The 11,412-nt window shown below is 74.5% G+C and carries 10 protein-coding genes; 8 read left to right on the top strand and 2 right to left on the bottom strand.

All coding sequences use genetic code 11. The features are described 5' to 3' along the window. From F9B16_RS45000 to F9B16_RS44990, 3 genes are all read left to right on the top strand, one after another. Positions 1 to 1,084, top strand: a 1,084-nt coding sequence (locus F9B16_RS45000) for a carbohydrate ABC transporter permease (RefSeq protein WP_225992507.1), incomplete at its 5' end; no start/stop codon positions are given. Beyond that, positions 1,081 to 1,875: a carbohydrate ABC transporter permease gene (locus F9B16_RS44995; RefSeq protein ID WP_151546401.1), complete on the top strand. Its 795-nt coding sequence runs from the start codon at positions 1,081 to 1,083 to the stop codon at positions 1,873 to 1,875. The genes F9B16_RS45000 and F9B16_RS44995, both read left to right, overlap by 4 nt. A 49-nt stretch (positions 1,876 to 1,924) precedes the next feature. Then, a complete protein-coding gene (locus tag F9B16_RS44990) occupies positions 1,925 to 4,615 on the top strand; it encodes a sugar-binding protein (RefSeq protein WP_192809312.1) in 2,691 nt (896 codons plus the stop codon). Positions 4,616 to 4,697: 82 nt separating this feature from the next. Here the strand turns inward: F9B16_RS44990 and F9B16_RS44985 are convergent, their stop codons facing one another. After that, entirely contained in the window at positions 4,698 to 5,435 is a 738-nt protein-coding gene (locus F9B16_RS44985) for a GntR family transcriptional regulator (RefSeq protein ID WP_151546399.1), read from the bottom strand. A gap of 144 nt (positions 5,436 to 5,579) precedes the next feature. On the opposite strand from F9B16_RS44985, the gene F9B16_RS44980 reads away from it, so the two are divergent. From F9B16_RS44980 to F9B16_RS44960, 5 genes are all read left to right on the top strand, one after another. Beyond that, complete coding sequence (locus F9B16_RS44980) at positions 5,580 to 6,578, top strand: Gfo/Idh/MocA family protein (RefSeq protein WP_151546398.1); 999 nt, start codon at positions 5,580 to 5,582, stop codon at positions 6,576 to 6,578. Beyond that, positions 6,575 to 7,558 (top strand): 5-dehydro-2-deoxygluconokinase, encoded by a 984-nt coding sequence (gene iolC, locus F9B16_RS44975; RefSeq protein ID WP_151546397.1) that lies wholly within the window; start codon positions 6,575 to 6,577, stop codon positions 7,556 to 7,558. The genes F9B16_RS44980 and iolC overlap by 4 nt, the downstream gene beginning before the upstream one ends. Further along, positions 7,555 to 8,445: a Cgl0159 family (beta/alpha)8-fold protein gene (locus F9B16_RS44970; RefSeq protein WP_192809311.1), complete on the top strand. Its 891-nt coding sequence runs from the start codon at positions 7,555 to 7,557 to the stop codon at positions 8,443 to 8,445. The genes iolC and F9B16_RS44970 overlap by 4 nt, the downstream gene beginning before the upstream one ends. 20 nt (positions 8,446 to 8,465) lie before the next feature. Next, entirely contained in the window at positions 8,466 to 9,317 is an 852-nt protein-coding gene (gene iolB, locus F9B16_RS44965) for a 5-deoxy-glucuronate isomerase (RefSeq protein WP_151546396.1), read from the top strand. 205 nt (positions 9,318 to 9,522) lie between these two features. After that, positions 9,523 to 10,785: a beta-ketoacyl-[acyl-carrier-protein] synthase family protein gene (locus tag F9B16_RS44960; protein WP_151546395.1), complete on the top strand. Its 1,263-nt coding sequence runs from the start codon at positions 9,523 to 9,525 to the stop codon at positions 10,783 to 10,785. Positions 10,786 to 10,845: 60 nt separating this feature from the next. Here the strand turns inward: F9B16_RS44960 and F9B16_RS44955 are convergent, their stop codons facing one another. After that, on the bottom strand, positions 10,846 to 11,205 hold the full coding sequence (locus F9B16_RS44955; protein WP_151546394.1) for a hypothetical protein: 360 nt from the start codon (positions 11,203 to 11,205) through the stop codon (positions 10,846 to 10,848). Between the last annotated feature and the right edge of the window lie 207 nt (positions 11,206 to 11,412).

The raw sequence follows: 11,412 nt of genomic DNA, 5'->3' as shown, positions 1-11,412 counted from the left end.
GTCCCGCCGCCGCCCCGGGCACCCCGGCGCGGCGGCGGGGCACCGGCCGCCCCCCGCGCGGAACGCGGGGGCGGCCCGCGCCGACGAGGTGACAGCGAGGAGCGCGCAGATGACGACCGTCGCGCGGCAGAAGACCCCCGAGCCGGGGCCCGAGGCGTCCGGCTCGAGCAACGGGCGGCCCGAAGGGCGCCGGGCCAGGTCCCGGCCGCCGGGTGAGCCCCGCTCCGTCGGCTGGCTGTACGTGCTGCCGGCCCTGGTGGTGTACGGGGCGTTCCTGCTGTGGCCGCTGGTGCGGGGGGCGCAGTTCTCCCTCTACCACTGGGACGGCATCGGCCAGGCGACCTGGGCGGGGCTGTCCAACTACACCGCGACCTGGACCGACCCGACGCTGCGAGGCGCGTTCGGGCACCTGCTGATCCTGATCGTGTTCTACGCGATCCTGCCGTGCTGCATCGCGTTCGTGCTGGTCGCCGTCATGTCCCGGGCGAAGATCCGCGGCCTGACGTTCTTCCGCACCGTGCTGTTCATGCCGCAGGTCATCGCGATGGTGGCGGTCGCCGTGGCGTGGCAGTGGGTGTACTCGACGCACGGGCCGGTCAACACCGTCCTCGGCTGGCTGCACGACCTCGGCCTGCCCGACTGGCGGCACGGCTGGCTCGGCGACTTCACCTTCGCGCTGCCCGCCATCGGGCTCGTCGGCACCTGGGTGGAGATCGGCCTGGCCCTGGTGCTGTTCCTGGCCGGCGTGCAGAAGATCCCCCGGGAGCTGTACGAGGCGGCGCGGATCGACGGCGCCGGGGCGATCCGGGAGTTCTTCACCGTCACCCTGCCGGGGCTGCGGCGCGAGCTGTCGGTCGCGCTGACGCTCACCACGATCATGGCGGTGCGCAACTTCGACCTCATCTACATGGCCACCGCCGGCGGCCCGGGCGACTCCACGAAGGTGCCCGCCTACGAGGTCTACAACCGCACGTTCAACACCGGCGAGGTCGGCCTCGGCTGCGCCATCGGCGTCACGCTGGCCGTGCTGGCGTTCGCGATCACCGCGGGCATCGGCCGCCTCGTCGAGGGGAAGGGCGAATGAACAGGCGTTACGAGCGGATCCTCAACCACGCCGTGCTGGCGCTGTTCGCGGTGGTCGCCCTGTTCCCGATGATCGGCATCGTCGCGCAGGCGCTGAAGCTGCCCGGGAGCCTGTCGTTCGACACCTTCCGGATCGCCTGGAACGAGGGCCACTTCGCCGCCTACCTGCGCAACAGCGTGATCGTCACCGCCGTCACGGTGGTGCTGGCGAGCGTCTTCTCGATCATGTCCGGGTACGCGCTCGGCGTCATGCGCTTCCGCGGCGCGGGGGCGGTGTTCCTGCTGTTCCTGGCGGGCCTCACGATCCCCACCGAGGCCGTCGTCGTGCCGCTGTACTTCGACCTGCGCTCGGCCGGGCTGGACAACACCTACGCCGGGCTGATCCTGCCGCAGGTCGCCATGTCGGTCGCGTTCGGCACGTTCTGGATGCGCGCCTACTTCCGCAGCGTCCCCCCGTCGCTGATGGAGGCGGCCCGGATGGACGGCGCGTCGAGCTGGACGACCCTGTGGCGGGTGCTGGTGCCGATCGGCCGGCCCGCCATCCTCACCATGGTCGTGCTGATCACCATGTGGACGTGGAACGAGTTCCTGCTGCCGCTGGTGATCGTCAACTCCGACGAGGGGCTGCGCACCGCGCCGCTCGGGCTGTCGTTCTTCCAGGGCGCGCACAAGACCGACTACTCGCTGCTCATGGCGGGCGCGCTGATCATCGCGGCGCCCATCGTGATCGTCTATGTCTTCCTGCAACGGCGGTTCATTGCAGGGATGCTCTCGGGGGCCATCAAGGAGTAGGGAGTCCGGGGCCGCCCCCCAGCGGTCCCGCAACGGAACAGGAGAGTTCATGCGAAGACTCGCCCTACCCGCCGTCCTGTCCGCCGCGCTGGCGGGCTCGGCCATCGCGCTGGCCGGCCCGCCCGCGCAGGCGCGGACGGCACCGTCCACGGCACCGTCGGACCAGGGCCGGCTGGACGTGCTGTTCGTCGGGGCGCACCCCGACGACGAGTCCGGAACCCTGTCGACGCTCGGCCAGTGGAACGAGTTCGACAAGGCGAGGACGGGCGTGCTGACCGTCACCCGCGGCGAGGGCGGCGGGAACGCCGCGGGGACGGAGGAGGGCCCGGCGCTCGGCCTGCTCCGCGAGGACGAGGAGCGCCGCGCGGTCGGCAAGGCGGGCGTCACCGACGTCCACAACCTCGACAAGGTCGACTTCTACTACACGGTGAGCGCCCCGCTCACCGAGGACACCTGGGGCCACGACGACACCCTCGCGAAGGTCGTGCGGATCGTCCGCGAGACCCGGCCCAAGGTGATCGTGACGATGAACCCGGCGCCGCTGCCCGGCCAGCACGGCAACCACCAGGAGGCCGCGCGGCTGGCGACCGAGGCGTACTACGCCGCCGCCGACCCGAAGGCGTTCCCGACGCAGCTCGGCAAGGAGGGCCTGAAGACCTGGGCGCCGGGACGACTGTTCCAGGGCGGCGGGGCGTCCGGCCCGACCGGGCAGGAGTGCGCCACCAAGGTCACCCCGAGCACGCCGGCGTCGGTGGCGTACGGGGTGTGGGGCGGCCGGACGTCGGCCCGCAACGGCGGCAAGACCTGGGCCCAGGTCGAGCGGGAGGCGCAGCGGCTGTACGTCAGCCAGGGCTGGGCCGGGTTCCCGGACGCGCCGTCCGACCCGTCCAAGATCGGCTGCGACTACCTCACGCAGATCGCGAGCCGCGTGCCGTTCACGCTCGGCAACACCGACCCGGCGGCGCCGCTTGAGGGCGCGGTCACGCCGGGCAAGGGCGGCCTGCCGCTCGGCACGCAGTTCTTCCTGACGACGCAGTCGTACGGGGTGACGCCGGGCGGGGCGTTCAAGGTGACGGCGCATGCGAGCGCGCCCGAGCAGCTGAAGAACGCGCGGGCCGCGCTCTCCGTGCCGACTGGTTGGAACGTGACAGGAAGTGGTGACCTGGGCAAACTCGGGTCGAGTGAGCGGACCGCGACGTTCACCGTGACGCCGCCCGCCGGCGCCTCCGTGGGCCGCGCGCAGATCTCCGCGACGCTCACCTCCGGCCGCGCCACCGGCCAGACCGCGACGATGGTGAACGTCCAGCCGCCCGTCACCGGCCAGCAGCAGCCGCTGCCCCGCGTCGACGACTTCGACACCTGGGCCACCAAGACCGGCGTACCCGCGCTCATCGGCCAGATGAAGCGCGTCCTGACGGTCGGCTCGGGCAAGTCCCGCGACGTCCGGGTGGACCTGGTGAACACCACCTCGTCCGCGCAGTCCGGCACGGTGAAGCTGGACCTGCCTAAGGGCTTCTCCGCCGACGCTGCGTCCAAGCCGTACACGCTCGCGGCCGGCGCGAAGGGCACGGCCACGTTCAAGGTGACCAACACCGACGCCGCGCTGCCGACCTCCAACGAGGGCGGCTCCGGCGGCGACTACGACTACACCATCACCACCACACCGTCGTCCGGCCCGGCCGACGTGGAGAAGGCGGCGCTGGAGCTGGTCCCGGTCGCCGAGATCCCGAAGGCGTCCGCCGCCCCGAAGATCGACGGCAAGGAGGAGGCCGGCGAGTACACCGGCGCCGAGCTGAACCTGTCCCGGGTGTGGGAGGGCGACGCGTGTACGTCGGCCGCCGACTGCTCGGCCACCGGCAAGGTGACCTGGACCGACGACGCGCTGAACGTGCTGGTCAAGGTCCGCGACGACAAGCAGGGCACGGTGCTCGGCGCCGACGACTGCAAGCGGCACTGGCGCACCGACTCGGTCGAGATCGGGATCGACCCGCGCGGCGACTCCGAGAACACCTCGACCACCTTCAAGACCGGCATCTTCCCGCAGATGGCGGACGGCAAGCCGTGCTTCGAGCGCGACGCCGACGCCCACCAGGGCGGCGCGGACGCGGCGCCCGGCATGCAGGTGGCCGCGACGGTGAACCAGCCGTACGACGGCTACACCATCGAGGCGAAGATCCCGTTCAAGGACCTGCCGACCGCCGTGGACCCGGCGCGGATGGGCCTGAACGTCTTCGTCTACGACTCCGACACCCAGGACAAGACCGGCCAGACCCGGATCGGCTGGTCGACCTGGGGCGGCGTGCAGGGCGACCCGTACCGGTGGGGCCAGACGACCCTGCCCGGCTACACGCCCGACCCGAGCCTGCCCACCACCCCGCCCGCGCCGGTGATGCCGACCGACGCGGCGGCCTCGGTGAACTCGCCCGAGTCGATCGAGCAGGCCGTCCGGACGGGCATCCCGCTCGCGGGCGGCCCGGCGGCGCCGCGCTCGGACAGCGCGGGCATCTCCGGCACGCCGAAGGTGTCCGGCGGCTCGACGACCTTCCGGCTGCGGGCGACCGGCCCCGGCACCGCGCACGTGACGGTCTGGGACGGCAAGGTGCTCGGCACGAAGACGGTCGAGGTGAAGCGCGCCGGTTCGCAGTCCGTGACGGTCACGGGCGCGAGCGGCCTGCTCGCCGTCGCGTTCGAGGCGGAGAAGGGGGGCACGGCGAGCAGCATCGCCCGGCTGAGCCGGTGAACGAGCGCCGCCGCGCCGGGTTCGCGCCCGGCGCGGCGGCATCGCCGCGGGCCGGGCGCGCCGGGGGACGCGTCCGGCCCGGTCAGCGGCCGACGAGCGTGTGGGAGAAGGAGTACCGGTCGGCCCGGTAGACGTGGTCGCCGTACTCCACGGCGGTGCCGTTGTCGTCGAAGGCGGTGCGGGTCATGGTGAGCAGCGGGGTGCCGCTCCGCTCGTCCAGCAGCCGCGCCTCCGCGGCGGTCGCGGCCCGCGCCCCGATCGTCTGGTGCGCGATCCGCAGGTTCACGCCGGCCCCGCGCAGCGTCTCGTACAGGCCGTGCTCGGCGAGGTGCTCGGCGGTGACGTCGATCAGCCCGGCGGGCAGCACGTTGGTGAGCAGTGCCAGCGGCTCGCCGCCGGTGAGCCGCAGCCGGCGCAGCCGCAGCACCTCGGTCCCGGCCGGGACGCCGAGCCGCTCGGCGGCCTCGTCGCCGGCCGGGGCGGGCCCGAACTCCAGCACGCGGGTGCGCGGCTCGGCGCCGGCCGCGGCGAGGTCGTCGTGCAGGCTGGTCAGCTCGATCGGGCGGCGGACCTGCGCCTGGACGACCTGGGTGCCGACGCCGCGCTTGCGGACGAGGAGCCCCTTGTCGACCAGGTGCTGGATGGCCTGCCGGACGGTCGGCCGGGACAGCCGGTACCGGGCGGCGAGGTCGAGCTCGTTGTCCAGCCGGGCGCCGGGCGGGAGCTCGCCGGACCGGATGGCGGCCTCGAGCTGCTGGGCGACCTGGAAGTACAGCGGCACCGGGCTGGCGCGGTCCAGCGTGACCGTCGGTCCGTGCACGCGCGGCTCCTTTCACGGGGTCGCGACGCAGCTTAGTCCACCGGCCGTCCGGAGATATTTAAGTCCTTATGTCAGGACATAGTGTTGACAGATGTTGGATCGTTCCATGAGACTCGGTCGCGATTCACGGCCGGAAGGGGTGCGATGAGGATCGGGCTCGCTGGAGCGGGACGGATCGGGACCGCGCACGCGGAGACGCTGCGCGCGCTGCCCGGGGTCGCGGAGGTCGTCGTCGCCGACGCCGACCCGCGCCGGGCGAGGGAGGCCGCCGGCAGGCTCGGTCTCCGGGCCGCCGACGACGTCGGCGCGCTGTTCGCCGCGGGGCTGGACGCGCTGGTCGTCGCCGCCCCGACGGACGCGCACGCCGGCCTGGTGGTGCGCGCCGTCGAGGCCGGGACGCCGGTGTTCGTGGAGAAGCCCGTCGCCCCCGACCTGCCGGGGACGATCGAGGTGCTGGAGGCGGTCCGCGGCGCGGGCGTGCCCGTGCAGGTGGGCTTCCAGCGCCGCTTCGACCCCGGCCACGTCGCCGCGCGGGACGCGGTGCGCTCGGGCCGGCTCGGCTGGGTGCACACCGTCCGGTCCTGCACGCTGGACCCGGTGCCGCCGCCGGACGCCTACATCCCCGGCTCCGGCGGGCTGTTCCGCGACTGCTCGGTGCACGACTTCGACGCCGTCCGGTTCGTCACCGGACGCGACGTGACCGAGGTGACCGCGACCGGCGCCAACCGCGGCTCGGCCGCCTTCGCCGAGGCCGGCGACGTCGACACCGGCGCGGCGACGCTGACCCTGGACGACGGGACGCTCGCGCTCGTGTCCGCGACCCGCTACAACGCGGCCGGCTACGACGTGCGGCTGGAGGTCCTCGGCTCGGAAGGCGGCGTCGTCGCCGGGCTGGACGACGGGACGCCGCTGTCCCCGGCGGCGGGAGGGATCCGCCCGGCCGGGCCGGCGCACACCGGGTTCCTGGAGCGGTTCGCCGGCGCCTACGCGGCCGAGCTGGCGGCGTTCGCCGACATGGTCGCGGGCGGCACGGCCAGCCCGTGCCCGCCCGAGGAGAGCCTTGAGGCGCTCTACATCGCGGAGGCGTGCGAGGTCTCGCGCCGCGAGCGCCGCACCGTCACGATCGAGGAGGTGCGCCGATGACGCCCGCGGGCGGAGCGCCCCACGACCTGGTCACGATGGGCCGCGTCAGCGTCGACGTCTACCCGCACCAGGTCGGCGTGCCGCTGGAGGACGTCGAGACGTTCGGCAAGTACCTCGGCGGCAGCCCCACCAACGTGGCGGTCGCCGCCGCCCGGTACGGGCGCCGCACCGCGGTCGTCACCCGCACCGGCGCCGACCCGTTCGGACGGTTCGTCCACAAGGCGCTCCAGGGCTACGGCGTGGACGACCGGTTCGTCACCGAGGTGCCCGGCCTGCCGACGCCCCTGGCGTTCTGCGAGATCTTCCCGCCGGACGACTTCCCGCTGTACTTCTACCGGTACCCGAAGGCGCCCGACATGGAGATCCGCGCCGGCGAGCTGGACCTGGACGCGATCGCCGCCGCCCGGATCTTCTGGGCGACGGTCACCGGGCTGTCGCAGGAGCCGAGCCGCGAGGCGACGGTCGCCGCGCTCGCCGCCCACCCCGGCACCACCGTCCTCGACCTGGACTACCGGCCGATGTTCTGGGAGTCGCCGGAGGAGGCCCGCGCGCGCGTGCAGGAGGCCCTGCGGCACGCGACCGTCGCGGTCGGCAACCTCGACGAGTGCGAGGTCGCCGTCGGCGAGCGCGAACCGCGCGCCGCCGCCCGCGCCCTGCTGGACCTGGGCGTGTCGGTCGCGGTCGTCAAGCAGGGCCCGCGCGGCGTCCTCGCCGCGTCCGCGGACGGCGCCGTCGAGGTCCCGCCGACGCCGGTCGAGGTGGTCAACGGGCTCGGCGCCGGGGACGCGTTCGGCGGCGCGCTCTGCCACGGGCTGCTCAGCGGCTGGGACCTGGAACGGATCGTGCGGTTCGCGAACGCGGCCGGGGCGATCGTCGCGTCCCGGCTGGCCTGCGCCGACGCCATGCCGACCGCCGACGAGGTCGAAGGGCTGCTCGCCGCCCGGCGCGCGCCGGGCCCCGGCAAGGAGGTCACCGCGTGAGCGCGGGAACGTTCGCCGAACGCTACGCCGCCCTCGCCGAGATCAGGGCAGCGCATCCGGAGGCGGTGGCGCGGGCCGCGGCCCGGCGGGTGCGGCCGTCCGGCCCGCCCGGCGCGTCCGGTCCCCTGATGATCATCGCGGCGGACCATCCGGCGCGCGGCGCGCTGCGCGCCGGATCCGACCCGCTGGCCATGGCCGACCGCCGCGACCTGCTGGAGCGGATGTGCGCGGCGCTCGCGCGGCCGGGCGTGAACGGCGTCCTCGGCACCCCCGACGTGCTGGAGGACCTGCTGCTGCTCGGCGCGCTGGACGGCAAGCTCGCCGTCGGCTCGATGAACCGGGGCGGCCTCGCCGGCGCGTCGTTCGAGATCGACGACCGGTTCACCGCCTACAGCGCGCCCGCGATCGCGGGGGCCGGGCTGGACGGCGGCAAGATGCTGCTGCGCGTCGACCCCGCCGACCCCGCGACCGCCCGGACGCTGGAGGCCTGCGGGCACGCGGTCACCGACCTGGCCGCGCACGGGCTGATGGCGATGGTCGAGCCGTTCATGTCGGTGCGGGGCGAGGACGGGCGCGTTCGCAACGAGCTCACCGCGGAGGCGATGATCCGCGCGATCGCGATCGCCTCCGCGCTCGGCGCGACGTCCGCCCGGACCTGGCTCAAGGTGCCGGTCGTGCCGGACATGGAGCGGGTCATGGCGGCCTCCACGCTGCCCGCGCTGCTGCTCGGCGGCGAGGTGTCCGCCGACCCGGACGCCGCGCTCGCCGGCTGGCGGAAGGCGCTGAAGCTGCCGACCGTCCGCGGCCTGGTCATCGGCCGCAGCCTGCTGTACCCGCCGGGCGGCGACGTCGCGGCGGCGGTCGACGCCGCGGTGGCGGCGCTGTGAGCACCCGCGAGGAGGATCGGATGACCGTGGACGTGGCGCCGGCGGACGCCGGCTGGACCTACTCGGGCCTGCGCGTCCTGACGCTCGGCCCCGGCGAGGAGGCGACCGTCGAGACGGGGGACGCCGAGACGCTCGTGCTGCCGCTCGCCGGATCGTGCCGCGCCGCCGTCACCGTCCCGGGCGAGGAGGCGGTGACGTTCGACCTGCGGGGGCGCGCGGACGTCTTCTCCCGCGTCACCGACTTCGCCTACGCGCCGCGCGACGCGACGGTGGTCGTGTCGTCGCGGGACGGCGGCCGGTTCGCGCTGCCGTCCGCCCGCTGCGAGCGCCGGCTCCCGCCGCGCTACGGCCCGGCCGAGCAGGTGCCGGTCGAGCTGCGCGGCGCCGGGACGGCGAGCCGCCAGGTGAACAACTTCTGCACCCCGGACGCGTTCGAGGCCGACCGGCTCATCGCCTGCGAGGTGCTGACGCCCGGCGGGAACTGGTCGTCCTACCCGCCGCACAAGCACGACGAGCGGACGGCGACCGAGTCGGTGCTGGAGGAGATCTACTACTTCGAGGTCGCGGACGGCCCCGGCGGCCGTCCCGGCATGGGCTACCAGCGGGTGTACGGCACCGCGGACCGCCCCATCGACGTGCTGGAGGAGGTGCGGACCGGCGACGTCGTCCTGATCCCGCACGGCTGGCACGGGCCGTCGATGGCGGTGCCCGGCTACGACCTCTACTACCTGAACGTGATGGCGGGCCCGGGGGAGGAGCGGGCCTGGCGGATCTGCGACGACCCGGCGCACGCGTGGGTCCGCGGCACGTGGGCGGACCAGGCCGCCGACCCGCGCCTGCCCATGACGTCGGCCGCCGGCCGCGAAGGCTGAGGCGACCGCACCCGGGGCCTTCGCCGGGGAAACGGAAAAGCACCAGCGTCCCTTGATCCGGACCGCCGTGAAGGCGTTTCCGGAGTTCTCGCATGGTGGTGACAAAAACGCCCGCGAGAAATGTGCCCGGAGGGCCAAGTGGCGGCGCGCGGGCGGCGGCTAGCTTCCAATCCTTGCGTTTTCCGAGACGACCGCGAGGTGACGGATGACAGCTGCGCGCCGGGCCGACGGAACTCCCCGGGTGGTGGTCACCGGGTTCGGCGTGAAGAGCCCGGCGGGCGGCACCCCGGACGAGGTCGTCGCCGCCGTCTTCTCCGGGAAGTCGCAGGCCGTCCACGTCCAGGAGTTACTGGAGGCGGGGACGGCCGTCTCCTACGGGTGCCCCGCGCAGCCGTTCGAGGAGGAGCGCTACTTCACCCGCCCCGAACTGCGGCGGCTCGACCGCATGACGCGCCTCGGCGTCGCCGCCGCCGACGACGCGCTCGCCGACGCCGGCCTGCTCGGGCCGGACGCCCCCGCGCCCGGGCGGCGCGGCGTGTACGTCGGGACGGCCGCCGCGAACCTCGCGTCGGTGGTCGCGCTCGGCGGGCACGAGCACGCCGGGACGCTGCACCGCGTCCCCGTCCCCGCCGTCCCGATGATCATGCCGAACGCGACCGCCGCGAACATCTCGATCCGGCACGGGTACGAGGGCCCGTGCCCGACCTACTCGACCGGCTGCGCCAGCGGCGCGACCGCGATCGGCGAGGCCGCCCTCGCGATCCGCGCCGGCCGGATCGACGCCGCCGTCGCGGGCGGCGTCGACGCGATCCTCACCCCGTTCGTGATGGCGGCGTTCGCGCGCATCGGCACGCTCGCCCGCCGCGACGACGCGCCGCACACCGCGAGCCGCCCGTTCGACGCCGGCCGGGACGGGTTCGTCGTCGGGGAGGCCGCCGCGTTCCTCGTGCTGGAGCGCGCCGACCACGCCGCCGCGCGGGGCGCCCGCGTACACGGCGAGATCGCCGGATACGCCGCCGCGAGCGACGCCGCGCACATCGTCGCGCCGCGCAAGGACGGCCGGGTCGCCGCCCGCTGCATGGCGGCGGCCCTTGCCGACGCGCGCGTCGGCCCGCGCGACATCGGGCACGTCTCCGCGCACGCCACCGGGACCCGGAGCAACGACGGCGCCGAGGCCCTGGCGATCGACCGCTGCTTCGGCGGCGACGCCCCGCCCGTCACCGCCACCAAGGGCGTGACCGGCCACATCCTGGGCGCGGGCGGCGCCCTGGAGGCCCTCGTCGCATTGCGCTGCGGCGCCGCCGGGCTCGTCCCGCCGACCGCGAACTTCGCCGGGCCGGACGCGGAGACCGGGCTGATCGACGTCGTCCACGGCGAGGCGCGCACGATCCCCGCGTCGGCGCCGGTGCTGTCCAACTCGTTCGGGTTCGGCGGCCACGACGCCGCGCTCGTCCTCACCCCCGCCTGAGCACGCGCCGGGGCGGGGCGCGCCCGACACAGGGCGCGCCCCCACGAAGCACGGCCGCCGTCAGCGGCCGGGGTTCTCCAGCTGGAAGAAGTTGCTCTGCGCTCCGTCCTTCTTGTGCTCCTGGAAGATGAAGTCGAGCTCGCGCTCGTCGAAGGTGCGGAACCAGTCGTCCCAGGAGATGTGCTCCAGGTTCTCCCCGCCGTACCCCGGGAAGTCGAACAGCAGCCGGCCGGGCCTGCCCCCGTAGTCGCTGCCGGGCACGCTGCACGGCTCGGCGCCGCGCTCGTCGGCCCACTGGCGGATCACGTCGTGGTCCGTGGTGACCAGGCTCTGGCCGGGGCGCTCCTCGTGCTGGTCCGGTGCGGTGATCCGCCGGTCGTACTTGTGCTCGCCGCGGATCGGATGGTTCTGCCCGCCCATCGGGTCCCCCTTCCCTCACGGATGTGCGGCCGGCCCCGTGGGACCGGGCCGGCCCGGGCGTCCCAGGGGACGTACCCATACATCTCGGGCTTAACGGGCAGGTCAGCGGGTGGTGGCGAGCGGCTCGCCGCGCTGCCGGCTGCGCGGCGGGCGCCGGCGCCCGGTCCGGCCGACGACGGCCCCGGCCGCAAGCAGCGCCGCGCCGAC

It is taken from the genome of Actinomadura montaniterrae (genome assembly GCF_008923365.1).
Taxonomy (GTDB): Bacteria; Actinomycetota; Actinomycetes; order Streptosporangiales; family Streptosporangiaceae; genus Spirillospora; species Spirillospora montaniterrae.
Note: the sequence above shows the minus strand (reverse complement) of the source record. Positions and strands in the feature narration are given on the sequence as shown.